This is a genomic window from Paraburkholderia silviterrae (assembly GCF_004353915.1).
Lineage (GTDB): Bacteria > Pseudomonadota > Gammaproteobacteria > Burkholderiales > Burkholderiaceae > Paraburkholderia > Paraburkholderia silviterrae.
This window is the reverse complement of sequence record NZ_SMRP01000006.1, coordinates 356,096-374,561: the sequence shown is the minus strand read 5'-3', so window position 1 is coordinate 374,561 and position 18,466 is coordinate 356,096. Positions and strand designations below refer to the sequence as shown.

The following is an 18,466-nucleotide window of genomic DNA, read 5'->3' as shown; positions in this document are numbered from 1 at the left end:
GGTGCCGCCCCGCACAGGGGCAACACAAATATACCTACATGAAAACAAGGAAATGCCAACACCCCACAACAACAGAAAAACACCGCCCCGAAACTAACCCAATCTCAGTGCAACACCAATGCATCACACTCACTCATTGCACGTCAATCGTGATCATCAGTTGCCCGTCCACCGTCCTTATTGGCAAGAAATCCAGACACAATTTCCCCGCCCCCGGCGTGCAGCCTGCATCCAGATCGAAACGCAGCCCATGCGCCGGGCACGTGAGCACGCTACCATCGAGACGCCCATTGGCCAACGACGCACCGTTGTGCGGGCAACTATTCTCAATCGCGCGCAGGCGGCCTGCCACATTAAAAACCACCACACTGCGGCCACCACCAACAAACACGAGCTTGCGCTGCCCCTCTGCGAGGCTGTCCGCACCGCCAATTGCAATTTCATGCGCCATGGGGCTGTGCCTCCACCAGATCCGCCGCGCGCAGCATCGCATCGAGCAACACGTGTGGCGGCTGTGCGCCCGACACGGCATAGCGGCCACCGAACACAAAGTAAGGCACGCCTTCCACACGCACCGAAGCACCATCCATACGCGGCGCGGGCGCCGCATCGCCGATGCCGTGCGCGCGCGCGATCCGCGCGAGCGTGACCGCGTCGCCAATGTCTTCGCCCTCGCAAAAATACGCAGTGAAGAGGCGCTCGATTAACTCGGCCTGCTGGCCGCCGCAGCGCTCACTGGCCACATGTGTTGCGCGAGCAACCAGTTCATGCGCCGCCGCGGTATTGGGAAACACGCGAATGCGCTCGAACGCAAGCTCGACGCCCGCGCTGCGCGCCGCCTGCCTCACCTGCGCGCGCCGCTGCGCCACGGCCTGCGCGCTGCCGAGACGCGCCAGATAGAACGCCTCGTAAGGCACGCCGCCCAAGGGCGTATGAGGGAGCAGCTCGACCGGGCGCCATACGATCTGCACGTTCACGCGAGGCTCGCGCGCTTTAAGCTCGGCAATCGCAGCTTCGAGGTTGCGCTTGCCGATCAGGCACCACGGGCATACGAAGTCGAAATAAAACTCGACGCGCAGCTCCCGTGCGGGAGAAAGCGGGGTATTCATCGATGGATGCTCCACAGCATATTCATTGAAACGCGGTCGCCGGATAGCGTTGGCGCACGGCCTGCAACCCCGCGCCATAGCGGCGCTTGCCGAGCGCGAAGGCGAGCGTCGCCACGAGCGCCACGAGCGGAGCGGCCTGCAACGCGCCGAGCAGACCGATCCGGTCCGCGATAAAGCCCGTCACAAGCGGCCCCGGCGCGAGCCCGACCAGGTTGTTCACGAGCGTGAGCGTGGCGAACGCCGGCGAGTGAATCGACTCGGGCGTGAGATTGGCGACCATCGCGCCGGCCGGCCCCGACGTGCCGGCCACGACGAAGATGCCGCCGCCAAGCAACGCGAGTTGCAGCGGGCCGGGGCTCGCGTAGAAGCCGCTGCCGAGCAATGCGAACGACAGCAGCGAGAACGCAATCGCCATCGCCCACTTGCGCTCGGGTGCGTGACGGCTCACGCGGTCGGTCAGCGCGCCGCACGCGATCATGCCGGTCCCGCCAAGCAGCACGAATACCGCCGCCGCCACCGCCGCGCGGTCGGGCGGCATGCCGTAGTAGCGGTTCAGGAAGCTCGGCATCCAGGCCACCACGGCGCCCATGATGAAGAGCTGCAAGCCGCTGCCGAGATAGGCGCAGATCACCGAGACCGAAGAGAACAGCCCCGCGAACACGTTGCGCAGGCCAGGGCGTCCGGTGTTATTCACCACGCCGCGCGCATGGGGGCGCGCTCCGCGGTCCTGCGCAATGCGCGCTTCGGTGACGACCAGGCGAAACGCGATCACGAGCACGAAGCCAAGGCACGCCATCACGCCGAACGCGGCCCGCCAGCCCATGTGCACGGCGAGCATGCCGCCCGCCGCCATGCCCAGCACCGACCCGAACGCGCCGCCGGCCATGAAGGCGCCGGTGAGCGTCGAGCGCAGGCGCGCCGGGAAGATGCTGAGGATCAGCGCGACGCCGACGCTCCCATACGCCGCCTCGCCCACCCCCACGAAGGCGCGCGCGAGCAGCATCTCGCCATAGCTGGCCGCGGCGGCGCAGCCGAGCGTGGCGAGGCTCCAGAGCGCCGCCATGAGGACGATGCTCCGCACGCGGCCCCAGCGATCGGCGAACACGGAAAGCGGAAACGTCAGCACGCCGACCATGAGCGCGACGATGCTGCTCAACGAGCCGAGGCGCGTGTCGGACAGCCCCCATGTGACCTTGAGGAGCGGGAAGACCGCATTGAGCACCTGGCGCGACATGTAGTCGGACAGCAATAGCGCGAACGTCAGCGCGAACACAACCCACGCATAGGCTCGCGGGGATGAATCGGCCGCGCCTTGCGCGTGCAAGCCGGCCTCGATGGTATGCGTATGCAACTCTGTCTCCTCCGATATTCGTTTTTTCTGGCTCACCGGCCCTGCGGCCCACGAGTCGTCTCCTTGGGCTACGGCGTACCTGTGCCGGCAATCGAGGCGGTAGTGGCGAAAGCCGCCTCGATCTCGCGCCAGTCGTCTTCGCGCAAATAGCGCTGCGCGGCGGGCACGATCACGCCTTCCTTGCGCCCGAAATATTCCCAGACAAACTGCGCATACCCGTGCAACGCCTCTTCAACGCGCGCGGGCGGCGCGACGCCGGCGGAGCTGGCGGCGACGACGCGCACAAGCTCCTCGAAAAGCGCCGTGCCACGCTGATGCTGTCGCTCGAGCTCGCCCAGCTCGGCATCGACCACGCTCGTGCGCACGCGCAGCAGCGAGGAAATCCGGCACGCGTCTGCGGGGCCGAGGCGCGGGATGCGCAAGGCGTCGAGCCCGGGATGGGCTCCGCTTGCGTCGCACGCCACGTCGCTGGCCACTTCGCACGCAACTTCGCTCGCCGCCGCGCCGCGCACGGCCGCGCGCCCTGCATGGGCCAACCCGCTATGGGCCAAGCGCTCGCACAGCGCGACGCCCGTGGCGCGATGAGCGCGGTAGAGCGCCGCCACCACACGCGCTGCCGCCGGGCTGCGCCGCACGGCGCAGCTCAGCACCGGCACGTTTGCGGCCGCGAACTGCGCGGCAAGCGAGCCTGCCGCGCAGCCGGCATCGACGTCGACCGCCTCGCCCACGCCATCTCGCGCCGCAACCGCCCGCGCCGCAACGCAAACGAGGTCGCAGCGCCAAGCGCCGGCGTCGCTCGCTCGTGCACGCTGCGCGGCGGCGCCGGTCACGCGCATCGACTCGCACGGCACGCCCAGCGCCCGCGCCGCCGCCTCGGCCTTCGCGGCGACCATCTCGCGCACGCAGTCGTCGAGCCGGCGCCCGGATGCTGCCCCCGCACCGTACTGCGGCTCGCGCACGACGTGCACGAACGTCACGCGCGCGCCAACCGAGCGTGCCAGCGCAACCGCATGAGTCACGGTGTCGATGCCGGCGTCGGAGTCATCCACGAGAACGACGAAATGGCGATACATGGGTTCAAGCTCACACAAATCCGGTGGGCAAAGGATGCGGGCCGCGCGTTTGCCGCGTCGGCCCTGCTTGCGGCCCTGCTTGCGGCCCCATCTGGTGCCGGCCCCGTCGGGTGGGCAGGCGGCGTGCGTCGCATGCGGCCTCGTCGGCCTTGAAAACATGGTAGCGGCGCGGCGCACGACCGCCCCCCTCGACGCGGGGGGGCTTGACGCGGGCCGCCTGTCCAGCCGATGCTTTCATGCCGCCCCCCTGCACCAGCCAGCCCGCAAGGCTGGTCGACCGATTCGATCCTGCCTGCCCGATGCCCCCCTCAGTGCCCCCGTCAGTGCCCCCCTCAGCGCCCCCTTCAGTGCCTCCCACCGCCCCAGGCGCCCCGGGCGCCGAGCGCGCCGCCAGCGAGTTCGTCCTGAAAACCATCGCGCCGCGCGAGCCGGCACACCTGTTCACGCGCGCGCGGCTGGGCGCCGCGAACGCCGCCGTGCGCGAGCGCCCGGCGGTGCTGGTGCAGGCGCCGGCGGGGTTCGGCAAGACCTCGCTGCTGGCGCTCTGGCGGCGCGAACATCTCGCCCACGGCACCGCCGTTGCATGGCTCTCGGCCGATGAGCGCGACGAAGCGCAGCGTCTCGTGCCCGCACTCGTGCAGGCGGTACGCACGGCCTGCGCGCGCCCGGCCTTCGCGCGCCATCTGGCCCACGGCCCGGTGGGCGCGGCGCACGAACTGGAGGGCGTGACGGCATGGCTCGCGGAGGTGGCGCAGCTTTCGTTCGAGCTGGTGCTGATCGTCGACGAAGCGGAACGGCTGCCCGCCTCGGGCGTGCATGCGCTCGCCTATATCCTGCACAACGCGCCGCCGAACCTGCGCACGATTGTGGCGGCGCGGCACGGGCTGGACGCCCCGCTCGCCGATCTGCTCGCCTACGGCCAGTGCGCGCTGGTGGACGCCGACGCACTGCGTTTCAGGGTCGACGAAACCATCGCGCTCGCGGCCGCGCGCTTTGGCGAGCGCATCGACGCCGACGTCAGCGCGCGCCTCTTCGAACTCTGCGAAGGCTGGCCGCTGGGCCTGCAACTGGCGCTGGCCGCCATGGAGCGCGCGAGCGATCCGCGCCGAATCGTCGAGCCGCTCGAAGGCGTGTCCGGCGAGCTGCGCGAGCGCCTGGTGCAGGCGCTGATCGCCCGACTCGCGCCCGCCGACGTCGACTTCCTCACGCGCATCAGCATCGTCGACACGCTCCATCCGGCACTGTGCGCGGCCCTGACCGGCGAGCCGCACGCGGCGGAGCAACTCGCGCGTCTCGCGCGCGACACGCCGATTTTCACGGCAGCGGACGGCAACGAATGGCTCCAGCTCCATGCGCTCGTGCGCGACGTGCTGCGCGCGCGCCTCGCGCAATGGCCGCAGGCCGAGGGCGTGGGATTTCAGGCGCAACCCCTGACACAGCCCCTGACACCAACGCCGGCACACACTCAGGTGCAATTGCACGCGCGCGCCGCTGCCTGGCTCGCGGAGCAAGGCATGACGGAACGCGCGGCGCGCCATGCGCATGCGGCGGGGCAACACCGGCTGGCGTTCGAGCTGGCGGAGCGCAGCCTGCTGGACGCGGTGCGCCAGGGGCATCTGTCCGCCACGCTGGAGTGGCTCGAACTGCTGCCCGAGGCCGAACTCGAAGCGCGCCCGCGCCTGCGGCTTGCCGCGGCATGGGCGCTTGCGCTCGGCGAGCGCCACCCCGAGGCCGGGCGGCAAGTCGAGCGCGTGCTCGCGGGGCCGGGCGTGGATGCCGAATTGCGCTACGAATGCGCGCTGATCCTGAGCGCCGCCGCTTACTTCGCGGACGATATCGATCGCTGCATCGCCCTGTTCGAGCCGTGGGTGGACGCGACACCGGGCGCTCAGCCGTGGCTTGCCCAAGTGCACGCGAACCGGCTTGGCTCGCGTGCGCTCGCGCTGGGCGAGCCGGCCCAGGCCCGGCAGTTCCAGCCGCGCGCGCCGCGGCAACCCGGGAAGCCAAACTACGTCGGGCGCTGGGGTGCCTTTGTGGTCGGGCTCAGCTACCTCTGGGAGGGCCAGCTTCAACTAGCCAGGACCGTGCTGATGCCGGCGCTCGCCAGCGCCGATGCGGATCTCGGCCGCCGCCATCCGCTTAGCTGCATGCTGGCCACGTTGTGCGCGACGCTTGCCTACGAAACCGACAGCGTCGATGAAGCGGCCGCCCTGCTCGCCAACCGGCTCGACGTTCTGGAGCGCAGCGGAACCCCGGACACCGTGATCCTTGCCTGGCGCACGGCGGCGCGCATCGCCGCGGCACGCGGCGCCGAACACCGGGCGCTCGATCTGCTCGAATCGCTGCATGCACTCGGCGTGACGCGGCGGCTGCCGCGCCTGTCCATGGCGAGCCTCGCCGAACAGGTGCGCCTGCACGCGAACTGCTATCGCTTGCAAACCTGCGAGGCGCTCATGCAGCGCATCAACGAACTCGTGCTCAACGAAACCGCGCCAGAACGGCCGCTATGGCGCCGCCAAATCTTGCTGCTGCAGGCACTCGCCCAGGCGTGCGCCGCCATCGCCGCGCGGCGCTGGCAGCAGGCGCTCGACGCGCTCGGCGAGGCGGCACAGCTGGCCGACGCCATGAAGCGCCGGTGCGACGGCATCGCGATCATGGCGCTGCGCGCCTACGCGCTGGAGCAGACTGGCGCAAGCGGCCGCGCGCTGCTCATCGAGGCCATCGACCTCGCGCAGACCTTCCATCTCGCCCGCACGCTCTCCGATCTGCACCCCGCCGTGGTGGACTGGGCACGGCGCACGCTCGAAAGCACGCCCGGCGCCGCCGCGCGCGGCCCGAACGCGATCGCCGCATCCTCCGTGATTCGCGCGGCGCCGCAAACGCGCGCGGTGTCGGGCGTCGTCCTCACCCCCAAGGAGTGCGAGATCCTCGAACTGCTCGGGCGCACGCTGTCGAACAAGGAAATCGCGCTGGCGATGGGCGTGGGCGAAGAAACCATCAAGTGGCATCTGAAGAATCTGTTCGGCAAGCTCGACGCGAGTTCGCGCAAGCACGCCGTGCGCCGAGCGCTCATGCTCGGGCTGCTCGAATCCGCGGACTAGCGCGCCTGTTGCCCTCCCGCCAAAATGCGGGCAATGGCGCCACGTTGGATAATGGCGCCTCCGCCCGCCGCCGGCAGCGGCACATCCGGTTCCGGCTGCCATTCCGACCACAAGACAGGGAGCGCCCATGACCCCATCCGAGCAAATCGACGCGTTGATCGCTGGCATCGCCGACTGGCGCGGCGCAACGTTCGCCGCCGTGCGCAAGACCATCCTCGAAGCGGACAAGGAGATCGTCGAGGAATGGAAGTGGATGGGCAGCCCCGTGTGGTATCGCGACGGCATCATCGCGGTCGCCGATGCGCATAAGGGCAAGGTGAAGCTCACGTTCCAGTACGGCGCGAGCCTCCCCGACCCCGACAAGCTGTTCAACGCCGGGCTCGACGGCAATGCGCGGCGCGCGATCGACTTCTTCGAGGGCGACAAGGTCAATGCGCGCGCCCTGAAGGCGCTCATTCGCGCGGCCATCGAATTCAACCAGCTCAAGAAGACGAAGAAAGCGCCGGCGAGCGCGCGGGCGAAAACGCCAGCGAAAATGCCAGCCAAAAAAAGCGCATGAAGCGCCGGCCCGGCAGTCGCCGCGCGCTACTGAGCGGCACTGACCGGCACTGACCGGCGCCACCGCCGCGTCGATCAGAACACCTTGAGCGGCACGTTCACACCGAGCCGGCACGCCATGTTGCCCGGGTCCGAATCGTAGCCAGAACGTGGCTTGCAGGCCTGGGAGTCCTGCATATGTTCCGTAGAACCTCTAGCGCGCCCGGGACGACTTCTCGTGCTGCGCGTTGTCGCCCACGCCCATCGAGTTCACGAGATAGATGCCGCTCGTCTCGTTTCGTCTCGTTTCGTCTGATCGAGCGTCTGGCTCAGCGGCTGGCGCTGGGCGCGGATTTCCCCCCAAGCCCCAGCGCGGCCGGATCCTGATTTGCCCATGCAGAAACCAGATCAGGAGCGCAAATAATCGTGAAAATTTGTTTGATAAGAGTAAACCTGTTTTGATACCCTTGCGCCTTGCCGGATTTTCACTTATATGATCCGGCACCGGAAAAGTGCGCCAGCGAGACCCGCAAGCGCCACTGTCGGACTAACGTAAGAAATATGAAATTGTAAGCCGGTGCCTGCGTGATCCGCAGACCGGTCGAGGAGGAGGCATGAAATCAAGGGGCGCCATAAGCGCCGTCAACGCAAGCCGCGCAACGTCTGGCGTAAGTTGCCGCGCGCTTCACACGCAAAACGCGTGTCTTCGCCACCTTCGCAGCAAATTGAGGTCACAATGAATTCATCGGTTTCCAGGTCGAAATCGTTCTCGACAATTTTCCTGATCGAGATGTGGGAGCGCTTCGGCTACTACGGCATGGCGGCGCTGCTCGTTCTTTTCATGGTTCAACGGGTCGGCTTCACGGAAGAGCATGCGACCCTCACCTGGGGCGCATTCGCCGCGCTCGTCTATGCCTCGCCGGCGATCGGCGGCTGGATCGGCGACCGTGTGCTCGGCGCGCGCCGCTCGATGTTGATCGGCGCGGTCATTCTGCTCGCTGGCTATCTCCTGCTGGCGCTGCCCGACGACGGGCTCACGCTCATGTACGCCGCGCTCGGCGTGATCGTGGTCGGCAATGGCCTCTTCAAGTCCAATGCAGCCAACCTCGTGCGCCGCATCTATGAAGGCGATGAGTCGCGCATCGACGCCGCGTTCACGATTTACTACATGGCGGTCAACATCGGCTCGACGTTCTCGATGCTGCTCACGCCGTGGATCAAGGACCATTGGGGCTGGCATACCGCGTTCGCGGTCTGCTGCGGCGGCATGGCGCTCGGTATCGCCAACTTCTTCCTCATGCACCGCACGCTCGCACATATCGGCTCGGCGCCGGACGCCGAGCCCGTGCAGTGGAAGCGCCTCGCGTGGGTCCTGCTCGGCGCCGTCGCGCTCGGCGTGGCCACGCTCTTCGTGCTCAAGGACAAGAAGCTCGCCGTGGCGTGCGTCTACACGGCGGCCGCGGCCATTCTCGCGATCTTCGGCTGGATGCTCGTCACCTGCGAACGCCAGGAGCGCGCGGGCCTGACTGCCGCACTGATCCTCACGCTGCAGGTGATCCTGTTCTTCGTGTTCTACCAGCAGATGTCGACCTCGCTCACGCTGTTCGCCGTGCACAACGTCGACCCCGCGTTCAACCTGTTCGGCACGACGCTCTTTAGCTGGAGCGCCGCGCAATTCCAGGCGCTGAACCCCATCTGGATCATGGTGATGAGCCCGATCCTCGCGGCCATCTACTCGGGCCTCGCGCGCCGCGGCGGCGACGTGCCGGTCGCAGCCAAATACGCGCTCGGCTTCGTCGTGGTGGCAGCGGGCTTCTTCGTGTTCGCGGCGAGCGGCCGCTACGCCGTGGAAGGCCGCGTCTCGTCGTGGTTCATGGTGGCGGGCTACGGCCTCTACTCGCTCGGCGAGCTGCTCGTGAGCGGCCTCGGCCTCGCGATGATCGCGCGCTACGTGCCCGCACGCATGAGCGGCTTCATGATGGGCGCGTACTTCGTGGCCACGGGCGTGTCGCAATACCTCGGCAGCGTGGTCGCCACCTACGCGAAGATGCCCGAAGGCAGCCTCTCGCCGCTCGAATCGCTGCCGCTCTACGAGAAGCTCTTCAACGGCCTCGGCTGGCTTGCGGCCGCCGGCGCGCTGCTCGCGATCCTGTTGCTGCCGCTGATGGGCCGCCTCTCGCGCGCGCACCAGCAAAGCCATGATCACGCTGAAGGCGCTGCAGCCAAGCAAGGCCAGCTCGCGACCGCCGAGTAAGCCTTCACCGGGGCTGGGTGGCCACTGCGCCGCCCGGCTCCGGCTCCGCCTGGCGCAGCTTGCGCCAGCGCATCTAGAAAGGCGCCGCTGTCTTGCTTCACACGACAGTGCGCGCCCTCCCTCCCCGCCGCCCGGCGCATTTCCCAGTTCGCATCGATTTCGCGTATTTAGTGCGCGTACAACGATTGCGACCCTCAATCTCGATGAAAACGCCCCGCTAGTGGGATCCGTCGAGGCGTTTGCTCAGTCATCGGCTTGGAGACCTGCTTGCTTCCGAGCTTCATTTCGAATATATTGGAAATATGGAAGAGAACGATGTCATCCGCGCCCTTGCGGCGCTTGCTCACGGGCTTCGCCTGCGTGTGTTCCGGATGCTGGTCGTGGCCGGTCCCTCAGGGCTGACGCCTGGCGCCATCGCCGAGCAACTCGATATTCCCAACGCGACGCTGTCCTTTCATCTGAAAGAGCTGACGCACGCGGGGCTGATCACGCAGGAGCGCGACGGGCGCAGCCTGATCTATCGGACCGCCTTCGAGCAGATGAATGCGCTGCTGGGCTATCTGACCGAAAACTGCTGCCAGGGCCAGGCTTGCCTCGAGCCGGGTGCGGACTCATGCAAATGCTGATGGAGAACCTCCATGAAGCGCTTTCACATCCACGTCCACGTTGACGATCTTGCGGCCAGTGTCGCGTTCTACACGAAGCTATTCGCCACGGAGCCGGCGCGCGTCGAGGCCGATTACGCGAAATGGATGCTGGACGATCCTCGCGTGAATTTTGCGATTTCGACGCGGGGCACGAAAGCCGGCGTGGACCACCTGGGCTTCCAGGTGGATAACGAAGCGGAGCTGGCCGAGCTCTCGGAGCGAGCGAAGGCCGCGGACATCGCCCTGCTCGACCAGGGCGAAACCACCTGCTGCTATGCGCGCAGCGACAAGCACTGGGTTGTCGATCCGCAGGGCATCGCCTGGGAACATTTCCACACGCTCGATCGCGCGCAGGTCTATGGCGAAAGCCGGCAGGCATTGCCGTCGACAGCGGCATCGGCTTGCTGCGCTCCGCGCGGCAAGCCTGTCCACGATATCGGCAAACAATAAGCACCTACTGACATGACCACGAACGTACTCATTCTCTGCACGCACAATTCCGCGCGCAGCGTGCTCTCCGAGGGCATGCTGAACCATTGGGCCCAGAAGCTCGGCAGGGACGTCCGCGCGTATAGCGCAGGCAGTGCCCCGAGCGGCCGCATCAATCCGTTCGCGCTCGAAGCGCTGACGAACGCGGGTGTCGACACCGAAGGCTATCGCAGCAAAAGCTGGGATGAATTCGCGCAAGACGGCGCTCCCCAAATGCGCATCGTCATCACGGTCTGCGACAGCGCGGCGGCCGAGCAATGCCCGTTCTGGCCGGGCAGCCCGGTCAAGGTCCACTGGGGCTACGCCGACCCGTCGAACGCGCCAGGCGGCGACGAAGGCAAGCGGCAGGCGTTCGAGCTCACGCGCCAGGCGATCGGCTATCGCATGCTGCAATTGCTCGAGCTTCCGCTGGACCGTCTCAGCAATGCCGAGCTTCAGCAAGCGCTGAACGACATCCTGCAAAGCTGAGCCCTCCTCCACTGAGTCGCCCCATGAACACCCCAAATGTTGCCGCTGCGAGCAAGACCGCCGCGAAGCCGGCCATCAGCTTCTTCGAGCGCTACCTGAGCGTCTGGGTCGCACTGTGCATCGTCGCCGGCATCCTGCTCGGCCAGCTTCTGCCAGGCGTCTTCCAGACGATAGGCCGGATGGAATACGCTCAGGTCAATCTCCCGGTCGGCCTGCTGATCTGGGTGATGATCATCCCGATGCTCGTCAAGGTCGACTTTGGCTCGTTGCATGAAGTCCACCAGCACATCAAGGGGATCGGCGTGACGCTCGTTGTGAACTGGCTGGTGAAGCCGTTCTCGATGGCGTTGCTTGCCTGGCTCTTCATCAAGCACCTCTTCGCGCCGATGCTGCCTGCCGCGCAGCTCGACAGCTATGTCGCGGGCCTCATCCTGCTGGCCGCGGCGCCCTGCACGGCGATGGTGTTCGTCTGGAGCCGGCTGACCGGCGGCGATCCGCTGTTCACGCTCTCGCAGGTCGCGCTCAATGACAGCATCATGGTGGTCGCTTTTGCGCCCCTCGTTGGCCTCTTGCTCGGCATCTCCGCCATCACGGTGCCGTGGGCGACGCTGCTCACCTCGGTCGTGCTCTACATCGTGATCCCCGTGATCCTCGCGCAAATCCTGCGCAAGGTGCTGCTCAGCAAAGGGCAGGCGGCCTTCGACTCGGCCATGGCGAAGATCGGGCCCTGGTCCATCACGGCACTGCTCGCGACGCTGGTGCTGCTGTTCGCGTTCCAGGGCGAGGCAATCCTGAAGCAGCCGCTGGTCATCGTGCTGCTCGCCGTGCCGATCCTGATCCAGGTGTTCTTCAATTCGGCGCTGGCGTACGGGCTCAATCGCGCGGTCGGCGAAAAGCACAATATCGCTTGCCCGTCGGCATTGATCGGCGCGTCGAACTTCTTCGAGCTGGCTGTCGCCACCGCGATCGGCCTGTTCGGTTTCCAGTCGGGCGCCGCGCTGGCCACGGTCGTGGGCGTGCTGATCGAGGTGCCGGTCATGCTGCTGGTGGTGCGCATCGTCAACCGCTCAAAAGACTGGTACGAATGCACCTGAGGACTACGGAACAACAACATGACTGAAAACACCACTGACCTGCCGCAAGTCGACCCCGCACTGTTCCGCGTTCCCGATATCGCCCGCTTGCAGCCCGCGAAAGCGTCGCCACATCCGCCGCGCATCCTGCTGCTTTATGGCTCGCTCAGAGCGCGCTCGTTCAGCCGCTTGCTCACCGAAGAAGCCGCGCGACTGCTCACGGCCATGGGCGCCGAGGTCCGCACCTTCAACCCGAGCGGCCTGCCGCTGCCCGACGATGCGCCGGACAGCCATCCCAAAGTGGCCGAGTTGCGGGAGTTGGTGCTGTGGTCGGAAGGCATGGTCTGGTGCTCGCCCGAACGGCACGGCGCGATGACCGGCATCATGAAGTCGCAGATCGACTGGATTCCGCTTTCGGTCGGCGCGGTCCGGCCGACCCAGGGCAAGACCCTCGCCGTGATGCAGGTGAGCGGCGGCTCGCAGTCGTTTAACGCCGTGAACCAGATGCGCGTGCTCGGACGCTGGATGCGCATGCTGACCATCCCCAACCAGTCGTCGGTGGCCAAGGCGTTCATGGAATTCGACGAAGCCGGCCGCATGAAGCCATCGGCTTATTTCGACCGCGTCGTGGACGTGATGGAGGAACTGGTCAAGTTCACGTTGCTGACCCGCGATATCGGTCCGTATCTCGTAGACCGGTACAGCGAGCGCAAGGAAAGCGCGGAGGAACTGACGAAGCGCGTGAACCAGGCCAGTATCTGAGCGATGCCGGCTCCTGCTTCCCTTCACCGGGCCGGGGCGGCACCGCACATCTGAAGCATGCGGCGCTCCCCGGCCCCGCAACGCCCCTCGGGCAATCCGCTCAATAGAGCAAGCGCGGCTAGGTGCGAAGCGGCGAACCTGGGCGATCATACGTCCATCGCAGCTTTGATCGCTCCAGCCCATGCAAGCCCACACCGACGCCACCCGCGCCTACACGAAACGGTTCGACGCCGTACTCGCACACATCGACGCGAACCTCGAAGGCGACCTGTCGGTGGACACGCTGAGCCAGATCGCTCACTTCTCCAGGTTCCATTTCCACCGCCAGTTTGCCGCCTACGTGGGCGTGCCGGTTGCGCGCTACGTGCAACTGATGCGTTTGCGCCGCGCGGCCCATCGGCTCGCAGCGCACGACTCGTGCACGGTGCTCGATGCCGCGCTCGACGCCGGCTTCGACAGCCCTGAAGCCTTCAGCCGCGCATTCAAGCGCGCGTTCGGCATGGCGCCGAGCGCGTTCCGGCAGCATCCGAACTGGCAGGTCTGGAGTGCAACCTTCGTCGTCCCCTATCTGACCAGGAAGCTCACCATGCAAGTTCGAATTGTCGACTTTTCCGAAACGCGCGTCGCCGCGCTCGAACACAGCGGCCCGATCGGGCTCGTGAACGAGAGCGTGCGCAAATTCATCGACTGGCGCAAGCAAAGCGGCCAATCGCCGATCGAAACCAGCCGCACGTTCGGCATCCCGCGCAGCAACCCGGACACTACGCCGGCCGACGACTTCCGCTTCGATATTTGCGGCGAGGTCGACGGGCCCGTTGCCCCGAATGCCTACGGTGTGCGCGAGCTCGTCATTCCGGGCGGACGCTGCGCGGTGGTCCGGCATATCGGATCGACCGACCACGTTGGCGAAAGCATCTATCCGATTTATCGCGACTGGCTGCCCTCGAGCGGCGAAGAGCTGCGCGACCACCCGCTGTTCTTTCATTACCTGAGCGCCTGGCCGGAAACGCCTCACGACCAGTGGCAAACCGATATCTACCTCCCCCTCGTGTGACCGGCAGGAAGCGCCGCCGCGAACCCGTGGCGGCGCAATCAATACCCATCGATAGCGGAGACACCCGTGGTCATATTGTTTGGGATGCTGCACCTGCTTGTGGCGGCGCTGGCGGTTATCGCCGTTGCGATCGCGCTGGCGGCCATTGCCCCACGCCCGGCGCACGACGAGGATGAGGAAAGCGACGTGTTCGGCTTCGATGCCTTGCCCCGGACGCCGGAAGCCGATTTGCCGGCGCTGCGCCGATACACGGCCAGAGATGGCGAGCGGCTCGCCTGGCGGCTTTATGATTCGGCGGCGGACCAGATACTGGTGTTCATCCACGGATCGTCCGCTCATGGACGCTCCTACCATCATCTGGCCGCCGCGATTGCCGCTGCCGGCGCGGCCAAGGTCGTCCTGCCGAACCTGCGCGGCCACTTTCTGTCCGGCCGCCGCCGTGGAGACGTCGACTACGTCGGCCAGCTCGAAGACGATATCGCCGATCTGATCGCCGAGTTGCGCGGACAACATTTCGATGGACCGGTCGTGCTTGGAGGACATTCCAGCGGCGCCGGGCTCGTGATCCGCTTTGCCGGTGGTGCCTACGCCAGGCTCGCCTCGCGCTTCCTGATGCTGAGCCCCGTCATTCCAACCTCCACCACGCTCAGAGGCCGGTCGGCGGGCGGCTGGGCGCAGGTCAGCCTCGCGCGCATCATTGGATTGAGCATTCTGAATGCGTTTGGCATTCGCGGCTTCAACGCGCTACCGGTCATCGAATTCAACAAGCCCGCGCGATTCCGGGACGGCTCGGAAACTCTGGCCTATTCCCACCGGCTCTGCGTCTCTTATCAACCGCGCACTCGTTACGCCGCCGACGTGCAAAAACTGGCGGACCGGGCCGCGGTGCTGATCGGCGAGCATGACGAGGCCGTCGACGCGCAACGCCTGCGGGCGCTGTTCGAGCGGGAATCGCCGGCGAGCGCGTTCACGATTCTCCCCGACACGAATCACTTCGAGATCTTCACGCGTGCCGCGGTGCACGCAAGGCTCGCGCAATGGCTCATGCAGCCGCCCGCGCACAGCACTCGCCTCACGCCTGCGCCACCGCGAGCCGGATCGGCGCATGGCGCGACGGCAGACCTTCGAGATATCCCGCCAGCTTCCCCGCATACCAGTCGGTGAAGTTGGTCAGCATGAACTCCGAAGGCGCATAAGGCCCCGGCCGATACCCCTTCGAACTCACGCCGCGCTGGTTGTGCGCCACCAGCGTGGCGTCCTGATCGTTGGTCGCGCGCCAGACTTGCGTGAGCGTCTCGATGTCGTAATCCACGCCTTCAACGGCGTCTTCATGCACGAGCCAGGTCGTCTTGAGCGCCGTCTGCGTGGCCGAGAGCGGCAGCACGCGGAAGTGGATGATATGGTCCGAGAGAAAGTGATTCCAGTTGTTCGGAACCCTGAACATCCGCACGGAGCCGATATCGGGCTCGGTGAAATCGCCGAGCAGCTTCTTGCATGCAGGGCGCCCATCCGGGGTAAACGACAGCGCGCCGCGATGGAACGGCAGGCGGATGCAGCGAAACTCCGTGCCGCCGTCCGCGGGCAGATGCGGCAAGCCGAGGCGGTCCCAGAGCGCCGTCTTTTCCTGCATCAATAGCTGGAAATCGCGGTTCGCGCGCGGGTCGTCGGGCAGCGCGAATTCGATCAGCGTGGCCAGCAGTTCCGGATGATTCCCCACGCAGTGATAGCACTCGCGGTTATTCTCGATCACGAGCTTCCAGTTCGCGTCCTCCACGAGGGTCTCCGAATAGGCGACCTTGGTGCGCTCGGGACGGTGCGGCGCGATATACGGCGTGACCGCCGCCTTGAAGCGCGCAATATCGGGCGGATTGTCGGCGATGCAGATATAGACCATGCCGCAGATCACTTCGACGTGGACCGGGCGCAATCCGTGCTCGCTACGGTCGAAGCCGGCGGGCATCTGACGCGCGCTCAGCAAGCTGCCGTCGAGCTCATAGACCCATTGGTGATAGGGGCAGACGAGCCGCTTCGCATGCCCTTGCGGCTCGGTGCACAGGAGCGAGCCGCGATGGCGGCAAGTGTTGAAGAACGCGTTGACGCCGCCATCCTTGCCGCGCAGCACCACCACCGAAGTCTTGCCGATATCGAGCGTGACGTAGTCGCCCGCTCGCGGGATCTCGGCCACGTTGCAGGCGAACAGCCATTCGTTCGAGAACACCGCCTCGATGTCGAGTTCGTGCATCGCGGGGGCCGTATAGAAGTCCCCTGCGAGGCTATAGCCTGAGCGGCGCGCCTCGAGCAACGAACGGACCTGGGCAAAATCAATCACGGAAAGCTCCTCCTTTTCAATCGGATTCGATGTTGCGCTCCCTTGCCGCCGTGTCGCGCTTCATGGAACCGGCGTCGCCTGCTGACACCGGCAACCCGGCCTGCGCAAACGCTTCGGCGAGAAAGTCCACGCACACCTTCACCTTGGCCGATTGCGCGAGGCGCTCCGGAAACACCGCCCACACATTGGCCGGTTGCGTCACCTCGGGCAGCACGCGCTGCAGCCGCCCCTCGTCGAGCAAGGGCTGCACGTCCCAGATCGAGCGCAGCACGATGCCGCGCCCCGCCAGCGCCCATTGCACCGCAGCCTCGCCGTGGTTCGTCGAGAGCGGCCCCGTCACCTTCACGCCGACCGTCTCGCCGCCGGTATCGAGCCGCCAGACGCCGAACGGATGGTCGCGCTCCTTGATCGCGAGGCACGCGTGCGACTCCAGATCCGCGATGCTCTGCGGCGCGCCGTGCGCCTCGATGTACGCGGGCGCGGCGCACAGCACCCGATAGTTGGTCGCGAGACGCCTTGCGATCAGATGTCCCGCGATCTCGTCGCCGATGCGCACGTCCAGGTCGAAGCCCTCGCCCGCCACGTCGACGACGCGATCGAACAGATCGAGCCGCACGTTCAGCTGCGGATACTGGTCCTGCAAGTCCGCCAGCGCGGGCGCGACGAACTTGCGGCCGAAGCCGAAGCTGCTCGACACGCGCAGCGTGCCGCGCGGCATGCGCCGCGTGCTGGAGACGTCTTCGACGAGCTGGTCCACGTCGTCGAGGATTTTTTCGGCCCACGCGAACACGCGCTCGCCCGCCGCTGTCATCGCCACGCGGCGCGTCGAGCGGTGCAGCAAACGCGTGCCGAGGCTCGCCTCGAGCACGCCCACGCGCTTGCTCACATAGGCGGCCGACGCGGCAAGCGCCTCGGCCGCCGCGCTGAAGCTGGACTTGCGGGCGACCATGCAGAACACACGCAGGTCGTCGAGTTCGGGAGAGCCGGGAAGTTTCATGGCAGGGATTCGGGCAAACACGCAGGCAAACGCGCGAGCGTGAGCGCGAAGCGGGGCGCGGCGGCCCCGCCCGCTTCACTGTGGCATCAGAACGAGTGGCGCATGCCAATGCGCACGTCAGCCTGCGTGGTCGTGGTGGATGGCGTGAAACTATAGCCGATCACCGCGTCCACGCCTTGCGACGCCTTCAACCAGTCGCCCGAGATGTAGACATCCGTGCTCTTCGAGAGCAGATAGTGCAGGCCCGCCGAAAGCTGGTTCCAATGGTGCCCGTCGAAGTGCGTGTACTGGTAGCCGCCAACCAGACTCGTCGCCGGCGTGATCTGCCAGTTCGCGCCGCCTTCGCCCACCTGCATGTGCTCGCTTTGACCGAACGCCTTGATCTGCGTGTAGGTGAAGTCGCCCATCAGCGTGACCGTGCCGATCGCGTAGCTCGCGCCCACGCCGAACGCGCCCTGCTTGTCCACCGGGAACGGCGTGTTCGCGTAGAGGTCCGTGATCGCGCCCGAGGCAGGATCGACGCTCACGGTGGGACGGCCGAAGAACGTATGCGTGCCGATCATCGCGTACGGGTCGAACGCATAGATGCCCGACGGGTTGTTCAACTGCGTGTACGCCGTGCCCATCGCAAACGCGCCGTGCTGATACTGCGCGCCCACGCTCCACGCGCTGCCCGTGTGGAACTCGCCCGGCGTATTGCTGAACGAGTACATGCCGCCGAACTGGAAGCCGCCGTAGGTGTTCGACATGAACTTCACGGCATTCTGCAGATGGTCGCCGTTCATGCGGTCGAAGTCGCCCTGGTTGATGGCGTAGCCGCTCGCCCATGCGGAGACGTTGTACAGGTAGACAAACTCCTGCGTCATGTCGATCTGGTTGCCGAAGGTGAGCGTGCCCCAGTCGCTCTGCAAACCGACAAAAGCCTGGCGGCCAAACAGCGAGCCGCCGTTCGAGATCTGCCCGTTGCCCACGTGAAAGCCGCTTTCCAGCGTGAACACGGCCTTCAGCCCGCCACCCAGGTCTTCGGTGCCCTTCACGCCCCAGCGGTTGCCGTACGAGACACCGTCGTCGAACTTCGCCTGGTGCGAGCCGCCTGCGTTCGAGACGTAGGTGACGCCGGCGTCGATGATCCCGTACAACGTGACACTACTTTGCGCGTGCGCGGCGGACATCGGCAGCGCCGCGAACGTGAGCATGGCCGCCTGCAATGCTGTTAGGAGTA

General features: G+C 66.4%; 17 protein-coding genes. 10 read left to right on the top strand and 7 right to left on the bottom strand.

Features of this window, described 5'->3' with window-relative positions; genetic code table 11:
- Positions 1-133: 133 nt before the first annotated feature.
- The 4 genes from EYW47_RS15975 to EYW47_RS15960 all read right to left on the bottom strand — a co-directional run bounded on the left by EYW47_RS15975 (position 134) and on the right by EYW47_RS15960 (position 3,533).
- Positions 134-451 (bottom strand): Rieske (2Fe-2S) protein, encoded by a 318-nt coding sequence (locus EYW47_RS15975; RefSeq protein ID WP_133195778.1) that lies wholly within the window; start codon positions 449-451, stop codon positions 134-136.
- The gene (locus EYW47_RS15970; RefSeq protein ID WP_133195777.1) at positions 441-1,109 is read right to left on the bottom strand and encodes a DsbA family oxidoreductase; all 669 of its coding nucleotides are present in this window, start codon (positions 1,107-1,109) and stop codon (positions 441-443) included. The genes EYW47_RS15975 and EYW47_RS15970 overlap by 11 nt, the downstream gene beginning before the upstream one ends.
- 22 nt (positions 1,110-1,131) lie before the next feature.
- Complete coding sequence (locus EYW47_RS15965) at positions 1,132-2,460, bottom strand: MFS transporter (protein WP_377784971.1); 1,329 nt, start codon at positions 2,458-2,460, stop codon at positions 1,132-1,134.
- A gap of 68 nt (positions 2,461-2,528) precedes the next feature.
- The gene (locus tag EYW47_RS15960; protein ID WP_133195776.1) at positions 2,529-3,533 is read right to left on the bottom strand and encodes a universal stress protein; all 1,005 of its coding nucleotides are present in this window, start codon (positions 3,531-3,533) and stop codon (positions 2,529-2,531) included.
- Between the two features lie 299 nt (positions 3,534-3,832).
- Here EYW47_RS15960 and EYW47_RS15955 point away from each other — a divergent pair, with 299 nt between their 5' ends.
- The 10 genes from EYW47_RS15955 to EYW47_RS15905 all read left to right on the top strand — a co-directional run bounded on the left by EYW47_RS15955 (position 3,833) and on the right by EYW47_RS15905 (position 15,082).
- Positions 3,833-6,634: a winged helix-turn-helix domain-containing protein gene (locus EYW47_RS15955; protein WP_133195817.1), complete on the top strand. Its 2,802-nt coding sequence runs from the start codon at positions 3,833-3,835 to the stop codon at positions 6,632-6,634.
- Positions 6,635-6,761: 127 nt separating this feature from the next.
- Positions 6,762-7,193 carry a DUF1801 domain-containing protein gene (locus EYW47_RS15950; RefSeq protein WP_133195775.1) on the top strand — a complete coding sequence of 144 codons (432 nt, stop codon included), beginning with the start codon at positions 6,762-6,764 and terminating at the stop codon, positions 7,191-7,193.
- Between the two features lie 714 nt (positions 7,194-7,907).
- On the top strand, positions 7,908-9,425 hold the full coding sequence (locus EYW47_RS15940) for a peptide MFS transporter (protein ID WP_133195773.1): 1,518 nt from the start codon (positions 7,908-7,910) through the stop codon (positions 9,423-9,425).
- Positions 9,426-9,727: 302 nt separating this feature from the next.
- Complete coding sequence (locus tag EYW47_RS15935) at positions 9,728-10,051, top strand: ArsR/SmtB family transcription factor (RefSeq protein ID WP_133195816.1); 324 nt, start codon at positions 9,728-9,730, stop codon at positions 10,049-10,051.
- Between the two features lie 12 nt (positions 10,052-10,063).
- On the top strand, positions 10,064-10,522 hold the full coding sequence (locus EYW47_RS15930) for an ArsI/CadI family heavy metal resistance metalloenzyme (protein ID WP_133195772.1): 459 nt from the start codon (positions 10,064-10,066) through the stop codon (positions 10,520-10,522).
- Positions 10,523-10,534: 12 nt separating this feature from the next.
- Entirely contained in the window at positions 10,535-11,029 is a 495-nt protein-coding gene (locus EYW47_RS15925; RefSeq protein WP_133195771.1) for an arsenate reductase ArsC, read from the top strand.
- A 23-nt stretch (positions 11,030-11,052) separates the two neighbouring features.
- Complete coding sequence (gene arsB / locus EYW47_RS15920) at positions 11,053-12,123, top strand: ACR3 family arsenite efflux transporter (protein ID WP_133195770.1); 1,071 nt, start codon at positions 11,053-11,055, stop codon at positions 12,121-12,123.
- Positions 12,124-12,141: 18 nt separating this feature from the next.
- Complete coding sequence (gene arsH / locus EYW47_RS15915; protein WP_133195769.1) at positions 12,142-12,864, top strand: arsenical resistance protein ArsH; 723 nt, start codon at positions 12,142-12,144, stop codon at positions 12,862-12,864.
- A 181-nt stretch (positions 12,865-13,045) separates the two neighbouring features.
- Positions 13,046-13,918 carry an AraC family transcriptional regulator gene (locus tag EYW47_RS15910; RefSeq protein WP_133195768.1) on the top strand — a complete coding sequence of 291 codons (873 nt, stop codon included), beginning with the start codon at positions 13,046-13,048 and terminating at the stop codon, positions 13,916-13,918.
- A 66-nt stretch (positions 13,919-13,984) separates the two neighbouring features.
- Positions 13,985-15,082 carry an alpha/beta hydrolase gene (locus tag EYW47_RS15905; RefSeq protein ID WP_133195767.1) on the top strand — a complete coding sequence of 366 codons (1,098 nt, stop codon included), beginning with the start codon at positions 13,985-13,987 and terminating at the stop codon, positions 15,080-15,082.
- Here the strand turns inward: EYW47_RS15905 and EYW47_RS15900 are convergent.
- The 3 genes from EYW47_RS15900 to EYW47_RS15890 all read right to left on the bottom strand — a co-directional run bounded on the left by EYW47_RS15900 (position 14,991) and on the right by EYW47_RS15890 (position 18,440).
- The gene (locus tag EYW47_RS15900) at positions 14,991-16,247 is read right to left on the bottom strand and encodes an aromatic ring-hydroxylating oxygenase subunit alpha (RefSeq protein WP_205710078.1); all 1,257 of its coding nucleotides are present in this window, start codon (positions 16,245-16,247) and stop codon (positions 14,991-14,993) included. The genes EYW47_RS15905 and EYW47_RS15900 overlap by 92 nt on opposite strands.
- A gap of 16 nt (positions 16,248-16,263) precedes the next feature.
- The gene (locus EYW47_RS15895; RefSeq protein ID WP_133195766.1) at positions 16,264-17,244 is read right to left on the bottom strand and encodes a LysR substrate-binding domain-containing protein; all 981 of its coding nucleotides are present in this window, start codon (positions 17,242-17,244) and stop codon (positions 16,264-16,266) included.
- Between the two features lie 86 nt (positions 17,245-17,330).
- Positions 17,331-18,440: a porin gene (locus EYW47_RS15890; RefSeq protein WP_377784974.1), complete on the bottom strand. Its 1,110-nt coding sequence runs from the start codon at positions 18,438-18,440 to the stop codon at positions 17,331-17,333.
- Positions 18,441-18,466: the final 26 nt, after the last annotated feature.